Source organism: Winogradskyella pacifica, from assembly GCF_003386275.1.
Lineage (GTDB): Bacteria > Bacteroidota > Bacteroidia > Flavobacteriales > Flavobacteriaceae > Winogradskyella > Winogradskyella pacifica.
In genome coordinates this window covers 370,037-387,814 of record NZ_QREI01000003.1, presented here as the reverse complement: position 1 = coordinate 387,814, position 17,778 = coordinate 370,037, and the positions used below count along the sequence as shown (strand labels likewise).

Here is a 17,778-nt window from a genome sequence, read left to right as displayed (position 1 = left end):
ATTTAAATTTAATATTATGAACAAAACAGATTTAATTAATGGAATGGCAGAGAATGCTGGAATTACTAAGGCAGCTGCTAAAAAAGCATTAGACTCTTTATTAGTTGACATCGAAGGATCTTTACAAAAAGGTAACAGAGTATCTTTAGTAGGATTTGGTTCTTGGTCAGTTTCTAGAAGAGCTGCAAGAGACGGAAGAAACCCACAAACAGGAAAAACTATAAAGATCAAAGCTAAAAATGTAGTAAAATTTAAGGCAGGTTCTGACTTAAGTAGCGCTGTAAACTAAAACATTTTTTGTTTTACATACACAACCTGCTCATTGAGCAGGTTTTTTTTATGCGTTAACTTAAAAATTTTACAACAATTAAATTCTGTAGTTTTAAATTAAAAATTGCCACTGTTTTTTTATTCTATTACACTGTGGTAGATTTAGATACCTCTAAAATTAAGCTAAATTACAACTTCGATAAAAAGATTTAAAGTAAGCACTTTTAATTACTACATCAGACATTATTATGCGTATTAGTTGTTTTTTTAACAAAAAAAACATAGATTTAGTAATAATAACTTTATAAAAGCCAGAATGAACAAGCCCGAAAAAGGCAATTTGCTAATTGCCGAGCCATCCATTATCGGTGATATTTCATTTAATCGTGCTGTGATTCTCTTAGCGGATCACAATGCCTTAGGTTCAGTTGGTTTTATTTTAAACAAACCTTTAAATTACAACCTTAAAGACCTTATAGAAGGTACTGAATCGGAATTCCCAGTATATAACGGTGGACCAGTAGAACAAGATAATCTCTATTTTATTCATAAATCACCAGAACTCATACCAAATAGCATTGAGATATCTAATGGTATTTTTTGGGGAGGAGATTTTAGTATTGTATTAAACTTAATTAATAAAGGTAAAATCTCTAGTAGTGATATTCGTTTCTTTTTAGGGTATTCAGGCTGGGATGAGCAGCAATTAGACAATGAGCTAGAGTCTAATGCTTGGCTAGTTTCAGAAAACATTTATAATAACGAAATCATCTCTAAACCCTGTAATTCGTTTTGGCGCGAAAAAATGTTAGAACTTGGTGGCGATTATAGCATATGGTCTAACGCACCAGAGAATCCTAGCTATAATTAGGGCTTTGAACTTGAAACTGAACTTGAAGTTGAAGTTGAAGCTGAAATAGGTTTCCAAGAATATTTTTACGCATTGAGGCTAAGAACCTTACACAACATACCGCGATAAAAAAAAGCACTTCACTAGTATAAACTACTCATGCTTACAACTAGATATTTACACACCCAAATAATCATTTAATGGTGTAGATCCGACAGCTTCAGACGCAACGATTTTTCAGAAATAGTGAGCAAGACTTATCATTAAACAACTATAATCCAGGATTGGATGATAATTCCTTTAAAATTCCAAAGACAATAATGCATTAGCGAATGGTGCTTTAGTAAATGCGATAGCATTCACGAATTCAAACGGAAGCAATAAAAACCCATGAGTAACTCCTAATAAATCGTTTTGATCTTTTGGTTCGTTTTGCATCAAGGCAAATGCGATAGCATTCATGACTTCATATTTAATAAAATAGAAATAGCAGGAACTAGAATGAACAGATAATAAAAAAAACAAACAGCATAATCATGCAAGATTATAAACAGGTATAATTCCTAACAAATCATTTTGAAACCAAAGATTAATAAAGCCGGGTTTAAATTACTTAATAAGAGTGAGTGCTTTTTAATCTGCTTGTCCTAAGCTTAAAAATAAAGCTAACCATAAATTGAAGGATACAATGAAGAATGATATTCAGTTAAAAAAATAACATCACTACCCCAAATAATCATAAAAAGGTGTAGATCCGACAGCGTCGGACTCAACGATTTTAAGAAATAGTGAGCAAGATTTATCATTAAATACATATATCAAGGATTGGATGATAATTCCTTTAAAATTCCAAAGACAATAATGCATTAGCGAATGGTGCTTTAGTAATTTCCTAATAAATCGTTTTGATCTTTTGGTTCGTTTTGCATCAAGGCAAAATGAACAAATAACAAACATCTTTAAGATAGAAGCCTCAACTTCGCATTAAGCTTATTCACTAAGCTCTGCGCAAAATCGCTACTATACGCCTTTTTACGGTAGTTTGTAATAGGAACAATCCCCTTAATAACATTAGTAATAAACAATTCATCTGCTTTTTGAAGTTCAAACGGACTAATAGACGCTTCTTCTACAACGACATTAACATCCTTTGCTAATAGCTCTAGTATTTGCTTTCTCATAATACCTTTAAGACAGCCTTCTTCCAAAGGCGGTGTTTTAATTTTGCCATCTTTAACTAAGAATAGATTCCCATTTAAAGCTTCAATAACGCTTTTGTCGGTATTTAAGATTAAACAATTATCTAAATCATTTTCCTGGGCATAGATACTACCAATAACCTGAATGGCTTTATTATTAGACTTTAATCCAGATAATAACCCAGGGGCCACAAAGTAATCTTTATATAAATCGACAACGCAATTAGCATCGGTATCAATAGTATAAAACGGATTATGGTGTGGTTCTGCACCGATATTAAAATGAACCTGAGCTGCACTAGAAGGTAAATATTTACCACCTTCTCCTCTATCTACATTTATTCTAACGCGCGCTGAAGCATGTAACAAATCATTAGCCTCTAAAGTTTTTAGAATTTCGGCCTCTAAGAATTCCATAGTAAAATTCATAGGAATATCCATTCTAAGAATACGCATAGACGCCATCAGTCTAAAATAATGATCTTCCCAAAAGAAGATTTTACCATTAACCACTTTTAGAGTTTCAAAAAGGGCATCCCCATATTTGTAACCTCTATTTTCAGTGTTGAGTTTAGAATCTGTTTGCGTGCGCAGTGTACCGTTAAAATTTATCATAAAAAAAAGTCTCGATTTAGTTTTAAAATTAAATCGAGACAAAGATATGATAGATTATTTTCTTATGGCTTATGCAGAACCTAAAACTTGTTTAAGGCTAGAGATTTGATTGGTCCAAAGCATCTTACCTTCTTCAATTTCATCGTCTTCAGCAAAGTCTGTAATCATTAAAGAAACATCTTTTGTGATTTCATCGACCTGTATGCGTATTTCAAAAAAGGAAGCAGATCCTTCTTCATCGTCATGTAACCAGCGAAACTTTACACGCTCGCCACTTTTCTTACTTAACAGTTTAGCTTGTTCTTCTGAGCCATCCCATATAAAAGTAAACAATTCTCCTCGCGAATTAACGTTATCGGCAAACCATTCTGATAAGCCCGAAGGTGTTGATATGTAAGTATATATTAGGGCTGGTGATGCTTGAATCACAAACTCCATTTCGTATTTTTCTTTATCGTCCATATTGCATTGTATTATGTGCTCAATATATACAAATATCCTTGAGTTTTAAACTTTAAATTAAATTTATTTTTTTTAGTTTTTATTGTTTGCTGTCGTAGAAAATGTTTTTATATTTGCAGCCGCAATAACGCACATGTTCAGATTGCTTATTTGATCCTTTATGTGTGAATTGCAAATTATGGCGAGGTAGCTCAGTTGGTTAGAGCGTTGGATTCATAACCCAGAGGTCACGAGTTCAAATCTCGTTCTCGCTACAACAGTAAAAGTCTAGCACGGAAGTGCTGGACTTTTTTTATGCGTTGCGCTGAAGCGCGCTTCAAAGCGCAAAAGCATAAAAAATGTCCAAAGCAATGCCTTAACATTGCGGACTTTTACTATTGTATAGCTCACTCGCGAAGATTCAGCGAAGCTAAACGAGTAAGACAAAAGCATAAAAAAAAGTCCAAAGCAATGCCCTAGCATTGTGGACTTTTAATATTGTATAGCTCACTCGCGAAGATTCAGCGAAGCTAAACGAGTAAAACAAAAGCGCAAAAGCATAAAAAAAGTCAAAAATAATGCCCTAGCATTGCGGACTTTTACTATTGTATAGCTCACTCGCGAAGATTCAGCGAAGCTAAACGCGTAAAACAAAAGCGCAAAAGCATAAAAAAAGCCCAAAGCAATGCCCTAGCATTGTGGACTTTTACTATTGTAAAGCTCACCCGCGAAGATTCAGCGAAGCTAAACGCGTAAAACAAAAGCATAAAAAAAGTCTAAAGCAATGCCCTAGCATTGCGGACTTTTACTATTGTATAGCTCACTCGCGAAGATTCAGCGAAGCTAAACGCGTAAAACAAAAGCGCAAAACCATAAAAAAAGGCCAAAGCAATGCCCTAGCATTGTGGACTTTTACTAGTGTAAACCTCAGCCCCAAAAGATTCAGCGAAGCTAAATGATGCACAAAAAAAATACAAATACAACCAAATCAATTCACCAACTCACGGTTTTGCGTCCCTATTCTATAACAACGTTCCTCCCCTAGATATAACGGATCACCATACTTTTCAGACCAAAAGCCATCTAGCACATCTTTAGTGATACATTTATAAACCACCACGCCTTTATAAATAAGTTCATCATCTCCCTTATAATTGAAATTAATAACCAAGATGTTATCTTTAAAAAAACCGGTTCCTAATTGTTCTTGACTAGAATTAATAAGCCACTTCGCTTCTATTCTATTGTTCGCATTTAAGGTTAACTCTAATGTGCCTTTGTAAGCGATACCGTCTTCATCTTGGTTATTGCCTATAATGTTATAGGTGCCTGGGAGTTGGTTTATGGTCATGCGATAGTCTATGTAATTAAATGTAAAGTTCTAAAAGATTTAAAATCCTTTTTGCAATATTAGCCTCAAGCTCATTTTTCTCATCCAAAACAGAAACAAACCCCATCTTACATTGATGATCAATCCGACTATGCTCATCTTCATGAACCTTTAAATAGTCATCAGTTAAATAAGATTTAAACTTATTTTCAGAAGCATCACCAGGATATAGTAACATAGCTCTTTCCGCATCCCAAAAACGACAATAAGCATACATCTGTCTTAGATCACTTACCGAAGCAGAACTTTTATTAGGTCGTTTCCATTTCGTGTCAATTATAAAAGTCTTTTCTCCTTGTCTTAATACAATATCTGGTCGCAAACTATTGCTACCCCAAAACGATTTTGATTCTTGTCCTGAAACTTCAATATCAGTGCCTTCACAAGCTTTCTGAACTTGCTTTAAGATATAGGTCTCCCACAAATCATTCATATCAAATAAAAGAGACAGCATTTTCTCTTTACCACTTGAAATATCTGGAGAATAATTTAAAATAATCAGTCGCGCCAATTCTAAAGCCGCAGTATAGCTGTTCGACTTCCGATTTAATTTAATAATCTTAAGTTGTTGTGCAGAAATGGTAGTCTTCTCTACGACAGGAAAATTCAACAGCACTCTACTGCTTAAATCACAAAGCCGTGTGCCTTTAGTAAATTGATCTACGATGGTTAAGGCTTTGTATAACACTTGATGTAGCAAGTGATTAGTATCATAGACCTGATGCGTGGTATAAAAGCGCTCTTTATGAACAGCATTACGTCTTATATGCCCCGCAAATTCTAACTTTCCTTTTAAAGCTTTGGTATTATGGGTTTGCTGTCTGTACTGCTTAATAACTCCTTTTCTAATGAGAGCCTCTATCTCGTGCAAATACAATTCAAAATAAACCTCTAATAAATTAAGGTGTTGACGTTTTACATGTGCCGCACCAGAAGATTCTGCCTTTAGTTTACCACAAGCCTTAAGCATTTGAAGCAAGACTCCTTTCCATCTATTATCGTCATCATCCTTATCTGCTTTTGGGTGTATCTCAATCGTTAAGCCATCGACCTGTATTACTCCAACATATTGATTAAATTTTACACCTTTAGCTATAGGCTCAAAATAATTACCATCGTGATATTCATTTAGCTTTAGCAGTGCGTCTAAATGCGTTTGTTTAAAATTATGCTGTCCAACATACAAGCGTTGATGCTCAAAAACGGATATGGTTTTATGTTTAGTCAATGATTAGGCTTCTCTAGTTTCTTTTTCATTTAATAACACATTTACGGCATCTACAATAGAGAGACTATTTACACGTTTTAAAATATAGGTTGGTGTTTTAAAATCCTCTGAATTCTCATATTTAAAATCCGAAAAACGAATCGTTTTATTGTCCTTTTCTTCCACAAAACCTTTACCAAGTACCAAACCTATTTTACCATAATCACCATAAAAGTATTCTTGTAATAATGGTACAATCTTATTGTTAAACGCCTTGGCTAGTTGTTCTACTGTTTCCACCCCCACAAAATATGAATGCCCAATTTCATGATCTCTGTCAATTAATAGTTCTATACGTTCATTAATCCTTTTTAAAACACCAGAAAGGAATACGCCTTCTACCTCCTCGTTTGCAATAACATCATAATCGGGCATCATTTCCTTAAACTCAAAACGACGTCGTAAAGCAGTATCTAAAGCTTCTACGGAACGGTCTGCTGTATTCATAGTACCATAAATATCTAAATTAGAAGGCACGCTGAATTCCTTTTTAGAATATGGCAGTTTAATACGCAATTCATTTTTAGCTCCTGTTCGTTTATCAACTTCAATAAGCGTAATCAGCTCCCCAAAGATGGCGGACACATTTCCTCGGTTAATTTCATCAATAAAAATAGCATATCTGTTATCAGGATCATTCTTAGCTTTAGTACATAACAATTTAAAGACACCATCCTCAATAGTATAGCCTAAATCTTTAGCGTCTTCTGCTTCATTCTCTGGTAATACAGGTTTGATGCCTTCTATAAAATCTTCGTATGCAAAAGACTGATGAAAGGTTACAAAGCTGTAATTTTTAATCACTTTATCAGGACTAGCCTCAAAATTATTAACCTTATCAAGCAAATCATACAATTCAGGCACTTGCTCTTTTAATTCCGACTCCAACAACGACCAAGACTTATCTTCATTTTTATCAAAAATAAAAGGGGCTTGCCGTTGGGTATAAGCTACGTTTTTAGACTCTACAATGGTGTGCATTTGCAAGGTTCCCCATAGTGTTGCCCTTACATTTTTAGATTCTGAAAGACTCGCTTTCTTTGCCACCCACCTGTTTTCTAAAATAGCGTTCACTCTAGCGGTACCAATTTCTAATAAGGCTAAAGCAATAACATGCCACCATGTTAAATCAGATACGGATTCCTCAAAAAACTTATCATGAGAAATTGAGGTCTCTTCTATAGTATATTTATCAAATAGCTCATCTTTTAAATAAAAAGTTTTACCAGTTCCTGGTGGGCCAAATAATATTTGATTTGTAGGCTCAACGTAAACTTCTAATTCATCAATGAAATCATATATAAATGAAGCAAACGAAGAATATCCAGAAAAGCCCTTCTCCATTAAAGGATCTATTTTTATTAAATTTGAATAGTTTAACAGGCGCGGATCAAACTTATCATTATATAATTCATTCCATCTTTCGGTTATTTTAACAGATGCTGTTTCGACATATCCTTCTATTGTAGACTCCTTAATTTCGTTTCCTCTTGTTTTAATCAAGTAATCATTATATAATTCAAAAAGATCTTTATTATCTATATTCATCATAATACCCATTAAATTTTCATAATAAAATTCGTACTCAGCACTTTTAGAATCATACTGAGTAACATCTGTTAGCGTTTTTAAAACGAGACTAAAAGTTGTCTGCCAATTACCTTTTAGTTTCCAATCTACGGTTCTACAACTCTTATAACCCGCTCTAGAAGTATCAAAAAAGTACTCTGAAGTTATCACACCATAACCGAGTAACTCACCGCGTCCTCTTTTTACTATAACAATATCTCCAATCTGCATGTCGTTGCATATCTCATAATTAGCCGCAACATCATTTCTTTTATCTCCTTCACCACCATAATTTTCCTTTAAAGCGTCAAACACATCTTCCTTACTCTCGTATTGTGACAAATCTCCTAATTTATCCCAACCAATAGCGACAATCCCTTCCTCGTAAAACGCATCCCAATGCTCTGCATTCCTGCCAGGTGCATAAAGCCAATACTTCGGACTTTCCTCAGCACTATTCAAGGAATGACTTTTATGTTTTTCAAATCGTCTACTCAACTTATCCTGCATAGCATTGAATTCTTCTAACGTAATTAAATGTGCAGTAACTTCTAGGTTATTCTTTTTCTCTTCTACTATAGCTTTATTCACAATTGGAATAATAAGTTCCAAATCCTTTTCAATATCCAAAAGCATAGTAGTTAAATCTTTATAACTTTCAGAAGGCTGATTAGTAACATAAGAAAACATTTTTTTATTAGTAGAACCCTCCCTTTTTAATCCAAGAATTTCTTGAATTGGCTTTTCAGAAGCTTGAACAATATTTAAAACTGACTGGTTTTGATTATCCTGAGGTTTATTCGTTTGAGTAAATTCAAATTTATAAGTATAAGAATCCCCTTTAGAACCAAATTTTAAATTGATTGAATCTGAAGATGAGCCAGGGTAAGACACAGGCAGCGTCCAAAATGTTGTGGCAAAATAATTGGATTTCTCTGTCCCAATAAAGTAATCAAGCTCCAGCCCTTTTGACGCATTTTGTCTAACTGAAAATGTAAAAGTTGAATCGGTGTCATGCTTTTGCATCAACCAATCATACACCTGCTTTTCGTAGTCTCTATAATTAATCATCTTACTTTTCAGTTTTATTAGTCACAAACATTGAGGTAATCTTTTTCTATTTTAAGCTTGTAATATCGGATTAGCCATACTCGTTTTACCATTAGAAGCTTCACCTGTTTTATGACAATACTTTTCTGGAAACTCATAGTTTTCAAAGGCAGCCCAAGATTTATACGCTTTATAACAAAATGGACGTTCTGGGTTAAAAGCAATCTCCTCTCCTGTTCTAATGCAAAAGCCTTTTTTAGTATCCTTTTTTATAAATTTAGGAAGTGACTCTACCTTAGCTATCTCTTTTTTACTTTTACGCTCTGGTCGTTTGTAATCATTAGAATCAATATCTAATTCATCAGGAAAATCGGATAGTTTTTTAGTTGTTCGTGCTTTTTTAAAGAAACCATAATAGTGTTCCGTTTCATCTAATAATGTTTCTGATTTTATATAGGTACTACTCGAAGTAAAAAGACCTTTATCTGTTCTGTATAGTGGACGATTTATAAAAACCACTTGCCCCTCATCAGCCACATCCATACATTTATTGAATGCATCATTATCTACATTATTTGACCTAAGCTTAAATGAGCCTATATTTGATTGCTCTGTAAAGACACCAAATTCTATATTTTCATTAGTAAAAGAATAATCATATAAATTTATAGAAGTGATAACTCCCTTTTTTTCATTACCATAATATTTACCATGTAACTGAGGCGCATGTATAATACTAATATCTGGAAATTGTTTAAAAAACTCAAAGTCTTGTTTACTTAGACTTTTGCTCACTTTTTTTTCGTTTTTACCAAATACTAATACTATTTTTAAATTGTGATTATGGCTATGTTTTTCAAAAAGTTCTTTAAAATGGGTGTCTAATTTAATGTAAGGTGATACTATTAATAATATCTCTTCAGCATCCCATATTATTTTATCTATTTCTTTTTCTAATGCTTTTCCAGTTAAAAATGTACTCATAATTGGTTAATACTTTTATTTAATTTTAATTTTTTATTTATAACACTATTTTAAAAGTCAGATATAAAATTGACTTCTAAATTCTTAAATATTTTACAATAACATCTACTTAATTTAAGACCCTCCAATCTTAATATCCTCAACAGCTCCTAAAAACTTGATTAATTTATCCAAATAAACTTCCAGTTCTTGTTCCTCTTTTATAAAACCCCATGCGTTTGGTGTTTTAACATTCATGGTCGCCACAACGGTATTGTGCTTATCGTTTGTTAATACATAATGGTTAAGCTCGTAATTTTCAGGAAGTTCTTTATTAAGTTCTTCCATCTTAAATAACATGCCCTCAAAACGCGCTTTCGCATTAATTCCCTTGGCTTCTGGCTCTTCTAAGTTTTTTTGAAAGTCACTATGTATGGCTTTTACAAAATACCAACTTCCATAACGGACTTGTATGCGATATTCTTTGGCACTAGTATGAACCGAGAAATCTAAACGATACCGATGTTCCCCTTTTTGCACTAAGAAGGTAAGATTGGATTTTACGGCTTTTTGCTCATAGAGTATTGTAATATTTTTAGAGGCGGCTTGCTGTATCAATGTATCTTTAATTCGCGTTCTTAACCCTTTTAAAAAACCAGATTTATGTATCTCTTTTGCTTTTGGTTCTTCGTTTGCGGCATCATAACTTGTTACTGATGCTACTTGTATCGCATTCGTCATTACGTCTAATAAGGACACATCATTAGAATCATTTGTGCCATTAGAAGCATTATGTTCTATGATCGATTTTAACGTATTAAAAAGTCTAGAAATTTGCATGGCGCGATTACTTAAAAAATTCTCACGTTGGCATAATTGATACAGTATTTGTTCCCATTCCTCATCAAAATACTCATTTTTAGACAGTTTTTCTTTTAAGTCCGCATCTATCGCTTGTAGCTTAAAAGTTTCCACAACCTCATCATTCCAAGCCGTAAAATCTGGATAGCGTTCTAATACTCTAGAAAGTAATGGATATGCTATTTGAATACTAAAGACTCCAATATTTATAAGTTGCTCAAAAGCTGTAGGTTTACTGTCTTTCTCTACAGCAAGCATAATACTGCGCACTAAAGACAAACTATTTAATAAACGTTTAATCGCTCTTGGATTAGAACCTACAGTGAGATTGCTTATATCTACAATGGTATTAGAAATATCGTCAGTTAATTCCCCTTCATTAAAATAGTGAAGCTGCTTTAAGTTATCAATAATTAAATCTTCTACACGATACTGACCAATGGGCATAGTAAATGGCAACTGAATAATCTTCTCAAAAAAGGAACGAAACTCACGTTCATTCTCTGGTGTTTTTTTACCAAATTTTGGCTCCAGACCTTTTACAACCACATCGTAATCAATGGCTAGCATAAAAATACAATTCTCTAAATCGAAGATATTTTTAAGCAATTCTAAAATCTGCACGGCTACAGGCGGATTTATACGATCTAAATCATCAATAAAAAACAAGAACCCTTTAGCCTTCTCATTGCTCTCAATACTTTGATTAATTTGCTTCTGTAACTCCATGTGCAACTCGCGCAAAGACGATTGTTTATCTGAAGCTTCAAAAAAGGCATCGGTGGCATCTCCTGCAATACCTGCTGTTGCTGCATTAGCTCCCATTTTTGCGGCGCTACGTGCTGCGGCTTTAAAAAAGCCAACGGCCTTTTTCTTTAAATCTTCTAGGTTCTGGTTCTTATCTTTTTCCAAAACTTGTATAACCGAAGAAATAATACCTTGAATAATATTCGTCATCGTGTTATACTCGTCAGTAAGCAACGAATATTCCCATGTGTTTATCCAAATGCCATAAAAGCCGTTTTCATTTTCACAAAGATCGTGTCTTATTGCATTCATTAACGAGGTCTTCCCACTTCCCCATTCTCCTTGTATGGCAATAGTTAATGGTGTTTGCGCGGTGTTTATAAAGCCAGTTAAACCATTTTTGTAGGCATCAATACCTAATTGATCTTTGTCGCCTGCCTTTTTAGGTACGTCTATAATACTGGATGTGCTCATTTTTTATTTTGAATAATTTCTACTGATTCGTTTTCCTTTTGCATCATACGTTTCTGCATAGTTTCCATTTTGAATGGAAAAAGTGTCTCCAGAAGTTGCCAAAAAGCGATCTGCTTTGATGTAGTTACGCGATATTCTTTTTAAGTCCGCATTTAAAACCTCGATATAATTACCATCTTGCACTACCACAATCTCGCTAGAATTGCCTAAAAAATTGGCTTTACAATAGGCACGTTTTATTTTACGTCCTTTGTCATCTAGGGTTTCTAAATAATTACCATCAACTTTTACGCGTGCGATCATCGTTCTTTTTTTTTAGATTAAATTATACTCCTCAATTTGCTCTTTTGGAAATAGTGTTCCAGCTAAAGCAAATACCTCATTTTCTTTAAACATCGCTCTACTAAAGTTGGGTTCTAAGCTCTGCTTCTGCTTTTTAATTCTTCATCAATCGCTTCTCTGGTAATCAGATTTATTACCTTTTACTTTATTTTTATACTCGAAGAGTATGTGAAAATTGTTTTTCCATAACTTAATATTATTTTTTTAGAAGGCTATATGAGCTAGACAAACCAATCTATTTTATTAAAGTCCTCTAGCATTTTGTTGCTTGCTGCTTTATTAACTGACTTTATAAAACATAAATGACCATATAACCAATTATGAAATTTAATACTATTAAAACCTGAAAATTCTTCTTCGCGTTTACTTAAATGACTGCTTACACCATACTTTCTACAATAATAAATATGCTCATAAATTTCTTTTCGATATTTTTTTGACACATTAATTCCATTTGTAGTAGTTAAGCCTGTTACGTATTGTTTACAGCCTTTTTTCATGAATCTAGTTTTTTTATCATTAATAAAAAAACCTTCATCAGTTATAATCTTAGTAATTAATTTTAAAGATGGAAGCTTACCTTCTTTGGTTATAGAAAAAGTTAAATCATCTGCATATCTAGAGTATCTACAATTTTGTTTTTTAGCTAAAGCATCAAACCTATAATCCATTTTAGTCGCTAGGATATTTGATATCATTGGACTAGTTGGCGCGCCTTGTGGTAAAATAGGTGGCTTTACTATTATTAATTCTTTTAGTGTTTCCTTAGAAATGTCATCAAAGTTTCTCCAATAACTATCTCTATGTTTTGCAGTGGTGATTTTTGCCAATGAATAAGATAAGTTTTTAACATAACCTATTAACCTAAAAGCACGATAAGCTCGTTTCTCAGTAATTGTATCATAGAACTTTAATAAGTCTACTTTTAAAATTATTTCTGAGTTTTCATGTACTTTAGCGTTATCATAAATTGAGACACCTTGTCTAAATCCCTTACAACTATCAGCTAGTTTAAATTTGGATAAAATATTGACTAATATCCACTTTTGGATAAATTTTAAATCTTTAGCTGGTGCCATTATTTCTCTAAATCCACCATCTCGTTTTTTTAATTTGAAATAATTATAACGCTTGTATTTGAGTTCATAATTATACTCAATATTATTTTTATCATCTCCAATTAAGTTTCTAAGATAATCGGATTGTACGCCTATTTGCATAGCCAAATGCTCTAAAGAAAACGTTACTGGATAACCATTCTCAGATAGTTTTCTAGCATAAGCCAAGCAAAAATCAATATACTCTTGTGATTTTTCTTGCTTCCTAGCTTGTTCTTCAAATTGTTTAAATGGAAAAGACATAGTTATTGTTACTCTTTCTTGAATGTTTAATTGTATATTCTTGAAAATGTGATTAAGGAATTCAATAAGGATCGATCCATTAAAAGATCTAGCATTATTTCATTTCTTAATAGTATTATTGATAACATAATAATTGTATTATCAAGTAGCTTTATTAATTCTCAATGAACTACACTGAGAAAACCGTATTAAGGTTAATTGCTAACAACAAGCTATGTCATATTGTTCCATTAAATTGTATTGGCATATATAATTCATTTTTTACTCTTAAACTATGTTTTGTTTGTTTTCTAAAATTCTCTGGTTTTGTTCTCTTTTTTAATTCAACTAGAAAGTTAATACCACTAATTGTTAATTCAGATCTCTTATTGATAAAATTCAATTTTTTGGCTTCATTATAAATTACTATCAATTCTGTTCTAGTAATACCGAGCAAATGGCAAATAATTAAATTATCATAACCTTCTTTTTTTAAAAATAATAGTGCTACAACAGAATGATCTAGTTTATTATTATGTTTCCTTTCTCTAACATATTTGTCTTGTTTTTTACTGATAATAGAACGACCTGTATATAGATCGATTCCTAGCTTATTACATATTCCTATATAGAAAGCAATATCATTTTTAAATTGACGCGCCTCATCCATACGTAAATGAGCTTCACGTGGAAATAAAGGTTTCCAATCTTTAGTTTTACCCCAAATGATTGGCAATGTATTATTTGGTGTACAATGAAAATAAGACACCAAAGATTCACTAGCATCAAAACCTAAAGAGGCTGAATATGGTGGAAAATTAAAAACAGGTATTTTATCTCCATGTTTTTGAGTTATATCCTTAGTCTTATTTATATCCCCAATTAAACTTAATGGTGATAGAGTTTTATGAAAAATTTTATTTCTCTCTTCAGCATGTATTTTGATATTGTGATGAGGAAATTTGCTTAAAACATAATCCCGACCTTCAATCATAATAATAGTTGAAAGAATATAAATATTTTCTATTCTATTATCATGTATCCATTTTCTTACCGATTTTTCTTTCGAAAACTCCTTAACAAATGTTTTACCACTGCCAATAAAATCATCAAGAAAAATTATATGTCTAAAAGATTTTGGGTTTACAACCTTTGTATAGTCATTAGTAAGTGTTATTACTGATTCTCTTCTTTTAAATGCTCTTGTATTTTTTAAAGGGTATGTGACTAGTGTTCCACTTTTACCTAATTTCCCGTAAGGGATAATAATTATTTTATCTTTATTATTTGGTATAGTTTTAAAAATTTCATTTAATAAGTCATTTAACCTTAACATGAACTCTTTAAATGGAATGTATTCAAAGACACTTAATAAATCTATAGCAGAATCAAACTCATCTATATCGAAATTCTCAAGCCATTCAATAAGATGAACTGGACTTACAGAATGCTTCAAACGAGGCAAAAGATTACCTATTTTGATTATTGCTTGTTCATCTAATTTGAATTTATTAGTCATCTTACTTTTAATACTATTTTATCTTCTTCCCTTTTGCAGATTGCTTCGTTCCTCGCAATGACGGTTTACGAGACAATGACGCTTTAATTTTCTGTATCTCCTCCAACAAATCCTCAGCACTACCATCCGTATCCAACTGCTCCACCAACTCGCCTTTAAAGGCTTTGGCTAAAATAGCTTGTGGTAAGCTGTCTATTTTTGTTTTTAGGCTTTGGTATTGGGCTTCTATAGTATCTGCTTTGGCAAATAAATGTTCTACTCGTTTTACGATTTCGGTTTGTTCTTCTTTTGGCGGAACATTAACCATAATACTATTAGCTTTTGTCTTATTAATATATGCTATTGTTGTTGATGTTGATATCGAATTCATCACATCTTCTTGTGTTTTAAAATAATACATTAAGTATTCTGGTAAGACATATTCAGAAGGTAAAAAAGCATGTAACTGCTGATTGATTACGCAAGCATCCTTAATGACACATGCAACACCAAAACGCCCAACGATACTTATAACAACAGAATCCTCAGGTATAACTTTTGCTCTAACCTCCAAAACTTCAGCTTTGCTTAAATATAATCTTGCGTTATTTGAATAAATAAAATCTGATTTTAAATCTGGTGTTGTAATCCAAGGCATATCACCCGTAAAAGACTTAGGCTTATCTCTTCCAGGAACAATACAATCACATAAAAAACCAACTGGTGCAGATAACCAAGACGCTATACTAAAATTCTGTACGGAATTAATTTTATGATTTAAATATTCTGGCTTGTTAGGTGATTTAATTCCCTTCTTTTTATTTTCTTTTTTAAGAAGTTCGTATTGTTCATTTCTTTTATTATGAATGGCAACATAATCAAATTTCTCCAACTCCTTCCCAACACGCCATTCCTCAGTCAGCTTCCCTGTTACCGCTTGGGTTAATACCGCTTGTCTAAAGTTTTTAAGGATTTGTGGTATGTGGTGCAAACGAGTTTTAAGGCTGTCTAGATGCCCAAATAACTCATCTAACTTAGCAACAATGCGTTTTTGTTCTGCTAGTGGTGGAAGTGGAAGCTTATTTATTTCAAACTTTCTTTTTGTTATATGAACCATTCCCATTCCATGAGTTTGCTTCATTAGTTCATCTATCTTATCCTGTAATAAAAAATAAAGGTATTTTTTATTAATAACTGAATCATAATTATCTACTCTAAATATATGTTGATTTAACCAAGCATCGCCTCTGTTCCAAAAATGCGCTAAAAGAGTTGCTGACCAAGCAAAAAGCAAATCACCATCTTCTATAAAATATTTATCTTCATGCTTAACAGTAGTTCTATTGAATCTTGCACTTTTTTTACTTAAATTTTGAATACGAATTATTGGTAAACCTTCTTCCTCCCATTCGGAAGACTTAAAAGCTTTTCCATTTTGATATTTAGCAACCTCTCCAAATGTAACTTCAACCCAATTCTTTGGTAATTTCTTATCCATCTAGTGTAATGCTTTAATTATGGCATTCAACGCTTTGGTAATGCTAATTAATTCGGTTAACGCTTCTTTAGCTATGTCTATAGGTTCGCCAATGTCTTCGGCTTTGGTAATGCTATCATCTGCTATTAAACCTAAATCTAGCGAGTCGTTCTTTTTAGCTATGGTTGCTCTAGTTATACAACTAAAGCGTTCGTCTTTAATTTTGTTTCGGTCTTTGGCTGTGTAGGCTTTCTCGAAGTCTGCAAAATAGCTTTCGGTAAATGGTGTGCGTTTTCCAAAGTTGGGCATATTGGTACGCATGTCGTAAAACCAAACCTCTTTAGTATTGGCTTTATCTGTAGTTCCGCGTTCAAAAAACAAAACGTTAGTTTTTACACCTGCTGCGTAAAAAATACCTGTTGGTAAACGCAAAATAGTATGTAAATTACATTTTTCCATCAGGTCTTTACGTACGTTTTGTCCGTCACCATCTTCAAACAATACATTATCTGGTAACACTACGGCTGCTCTTGCTCCTCCTCTAGTATGTAAACTTCGGTAAATACCTTGTAAAAAGTTAAGTTGCTTGTTACTAGTTGGATATACTAAATCTGTTCTTGTTGGTCTATCACCTCCTTTTTTGGTTCCAAATGGTGGGTTTGCTAGGACTAAGTCTTTATTTTTTATGCTTTCACCATAACTACTTAAAGAATCGCCAAGTGCAATGTTTCCTCCCATGCCGTGTAAAAAGGAATTCATCATCGCTAAACGGTGTGTATCGCCTACCAACTCGCAACCCGAATATTGTTCGGTTTGTAAGTGATTGTTTTGGGCTTCACTAAGATTGTAAATATCGTTGTGTTTTAAAATATAGTGATGTGCCGCAATCATAAACCCATAGGTTCCACATGCAGGATCGTTTAAACGTTCGCCCACTTTTGGATCCATTAAACGTACCATCACATTAATTAATGGTCTTGGTGTAAAGTATTGTCCTGCTCCTGATTTTTTCTCGCTCGCATTTTTTTCTAACAAGCCTTCGTACATTTCGCCTAAACCTTCGTCTTTGGCTTCAAACCAATCGAGCTCGTCGATGTGTTTTATAATTTTACGTAGGTTGGCTGGCTCTTGTATACTGGTTTGTGCGTTGTTGTATATTTTTTGGATTTTACCTGTTGTTTTGGTGCCTAAATGCAATAACAACTCTCTGTAAAATGTAGATAGTTCTATCCCTTCTTTATGTTTCAGGTCTTCCCAACGGTAGCCTTCTGGTAACTTATCGTTATAGTCGGTTTCTTCTGCCATTTTAAGGAACAGAATAAAGGTTAACTCATTAAGGTATTGGTGGTATGTGATACCATCGTCGCGTAATACGTTACAGAGGTTCCAGAGTTTGTTTACTATTTCTTGGGTTGTTAATGCCAT

15 protein-coding genes and 1 tRNA gene are annotated in these 17,778 nt (G+C 33.1%); 3 read left to right on the top strand and 13 right to left on the bottom strand.

Annotated elements, in window-relative coordinates; genetic code table 11:
* The first annotated feature begins 16 nt into the window (after positions 1-16).
* Positions 17-289 carry an HU family DNA-binding protein gene (locus DFQ09_RS08820; protein ID WP_008271173.1) on the top strand — a complete coding sequence of 91 codons (273 nt, stop codon included), beginning with the start codon at positions 17-19 and terminating at the stop codon, positions 287-289.
* 297 nt (positions 290-586) lie between these two features.
* Positions 587-1,141, top strand: coding sequence for a YqgE/AlgH family protein (locus DFQ09_RS08815; RefSeq protein ID WP_115809464.1), 555 nt, complete (start codon positions 587-589; stop codon positions 1,139-1,141).
* Between the two features lie 279 nt (positions 1,142-1,420).
* Here DFQ09_RS08815 and DFQ09_RS18900 read toward each other — a convergent pair whose 3' ends face one another.
* From DFQ09_RS18900 to DFQ09_RS08805, 3 genes are all read right to left on the bottom strand, one after another.
* Positions 1,421-1,582 carry a hypothetical protein gene (locus tag DFQ09_RS18900; protein ID WP_181897165.1) on the bottom strand — a complete coding sequence of 54 codons (162 nt, stop codon included), beginning with the start codon at positions 1,580-1,582 and terminating at the stop codon, positions 1,421-1,423.
* A 497-nt stretch (positions 1,583-2,079) separates the two neighbouring features.
* Complete coding sequence (locus DFQ09_RS08810; RefSeq protein WP_115809463.1) at positions 2,080-2,934, bottom strand: aminotransferase class IV; 855 nt, start codon at positions 2,932-2,934, stop codon at positions 2,080-2,082.
* 69 nt (positions 2,935-3,003) lie between these two features.
* Entirely contained in the window at positions 3,004-3,396 is a 393-nt protein-coding gene (locus DFQ09_RS08805) for an START-like domain-containing protein (protein ID WP_115809461.1), read from the bottom strand.
* A 180-nt stretch (positions 3,397-3,576) separates the two neighbouring features.
* Here DFQ09_RS08805 and DFQ09_RS08800 point away from each other — a divergent pair.
* Positions 3,577-3,650: transfer RNA gene (locus tag DFQ09_RS08800), tRNA-Met, on the top strand.
* Positions 3,651-4,363: 713 nt separating this feature from the next.
* Here DFQ09_RS08800 and DFQ09_RS08795 read toward each other — a convergent pair.
* The 10 genes from DFQ09_RS08795 to DFQ09_RS08750 form a co-directional block, all read right to left on the bottom strand.
* Positions 4,364-4,726 (bottom strand): hypothetical protein, encoded by a 363-nt coding sequence (locus tag DFQ09_RS08795; protein ID WP_115809459.1) that lies wholly within the window; start codon positions 4,724-4,726, stop codon positions 4,364-4,366.
* Positions 4,727-4,742: 16 nt separating this feature from the next.
* On the bottom strand, positions 4,743-5,993 hold the full coding sequence (locus tag DFQ09_RS08790; RefSeq protein ID WP_115809457.1) for an McrC family protein: 1,251 nt from the start codon (positions 5,991-5,993) through the stop codon (positions 4,743-4,745).
* 3 nt (positions 5,994-5,996) lie between these two features.
* Positions 5,997-8,672: an AAA family ATPase gene (locus DFQ09_RS08785; protein ID WP_115809454.1), complete on the bottom strand. Its 2,676-nt coding sequence runs from the start codon at positions 8,670-8,672 to the stop codon at positions 5,997-5,999.
* 51 nt (positions 8,673-8,723) lie between these two features.
* Positions 8,724-9,635: a phospholipase D family protein gene (locus DFQ09_RS08780; RefSeq protein ID WP_115809452.1), complete on the bottom strand. Its 912-nt coding sequence runs from the start codon at positions 9,633-9,635 to the stop codon at positions 8,724-8,726.
* Positions 9,636-9,749: 114 nt separating this feature from the next.
* On the bottom strand, positions 9,750-11,696 hold the full coding sequence (locus tag DFQ09_RS08775; RefSeq protein WP_115809450.1) for a KAP family P-loop NTPase fold protein: 1,947 nt from the start codon (positions 11,694-11,696) through the stop codon (positions 9,750-9,752).
* 3 nt (positions 11,697-11,699) lie between these two features.
* Entirely contained in the window at positions 11,700-11,999 is a 300-nt protein-coding gene (locus tag DFQ09_RS08770; protein WP_115809448.1) for a hypothetical protein, read from the bottom strand.
* Between the two features lie 260 nt (positions 12,000-12,259).
* Positions 12,260-13,399, bottom strand: coding sequence for a reverse transcriptase family protein (locus tag DFQ09_RS08765; RefSeq protein ID WP_115809446.1), 1,140 nt, complete (start codon positions 13,397-13,399; stop codon positions 12,260-12,262).
* A gap of 217 nt (positions 13,400-13,616) precedes the next feature.
* Positions 13,617-14,897, bottom strand: a complete 1,281-nt coding sequence (locus DFQ09_RS08760) for a phosphoribosyltransferase-like protein (protein WP_115809444.1) — start codon at positions 14,895-14,897, stop codon at positions 13,617-13,619.
* A gap of 13 nt (positions 14,898-14,910) precedes the next feature.
* Entirely contained in the window at positions 14,911-16,374 is a 1,464-nt protein-coding gene (locus DFQ09_RS08755) for a restriction endonuclease subunit S (RefSeq protein ID WP_115809442.1), read from the bottom strand.
* Entirely contained in the window at positions 16,375-17,778 is a 1,404-nt protein-coding gene (locus DFQ09_RS08750; protein ID WP_115809440.1) for a class I SAM-dependent DNA methyltransferase, read from the bottom strand.

What these genes read in the sequence shown, in the direction of transcription:
- DFQ09_RS08755 (WP_115809442.1), bottom strand. Translation starts at nt 16,374, where the DNA reads ATGGATAAGAAATTACCAAAGAATTGGGTTGAAGTTACATTTGGAGAG.
- DFQ09_RS08820 (WP_008271173.1), top strand. Translation starts at nt 17, where the DNA reads ATGAACAAAACAGATTTAATTAATGGAATGGCAGAGAATGCTGGAATT.
- DFQ09_RS08760 (WP_115809444.1), bottom strand. Translation starts at nt 14,897, where the DNA reads ATGACTAATAAATTCAAATTAGATGAACAAGCAATAATCAAAATAGGT.
- DFQ09_RS08775 (WP_115809450.1), bottom strand. Translation starts at nt 11,696, where the DNA reads ATGAGCACATCCAGTATTATAGACGTACCTAAAAAGGCAGGCGACAAA.
- DFQ09_RS08805 (WP_115809461.1), bottom strand. Translation starts at nt 3,396, where the DNA reads ATGGACGATAAAGAAAAATACGAAATGGAGTTTGTGATTCAAGCATCA.
- DFQ09_RS08770 (WP_115809448.1), bottom strand. Translation starts at nt 11,999, where the DNA reads ATGATCGCACGCGTAAAAGTTGATGGTAATTATTTAGAAACCCTAGAT.
- DFQ09_RS08780 (WP_115809452.1), bottom strand. Translation starts at nt 9,635, where the DNA reads ATGAGTACATTTTTAACTGGAAAAGCATTAGAAAAAGAAATAGATAAA.
- DFQ09_RS08810 (WP_115809463.1), bottom strand. Translation starts at nt 2,934, where the DNA reads ATGATAAATTTTAACGGTACACTGCGCACGCAAACAGATTCTAAACTC.
- DFQ09_RS18900 (WP_181897165.1), bottom strand. Translation starts at nt 1,582, where the DNA reads ATGAATGCTATCGCATTTGCCTTGATGCAAAACGAACCAAAAGATCAA.
- DFQ09_RS08785 (WP_115809454.1), bottom strand. Translation starts at nt 8,672, where the DNA reads ATGATTAATTATAGAGACTACGAAAAGCAGGTGTATGATTGGTTGATG.
- DFQ09_RS08765 (WP_115809446.1), bottom strand. Translation starts at nt 13,399, where the DNA reads ATGTCTTTTCCATTTAAACAATTTGAAGAACAAGCTAGGAAGCAAGAA.
- DFQ09_RS08815 (WP_115809464.1), top strand. Translation starts at nt 587, where the DNA reads ATGAACAAGCCCGAAAAAGGCAATTTGCTAATTGCCGAGCCATCCATT.
- DFQ09_RS08795 (WP_115809459.1), bottom strand. Translation starts at nt 4,726, where the DNA reads ATGACCATAAACCAACTCCCAGGCACCTATAACATTATAGGCAATAAC.
- DFQ09_RS08750 (WP_115809440.1), bottom strand. Translation starts at nt 17,778, where the DNA reads ATGGCATTAACAACCCAAGAAATAGTAAACAAACTCTGGAACCTCTGT.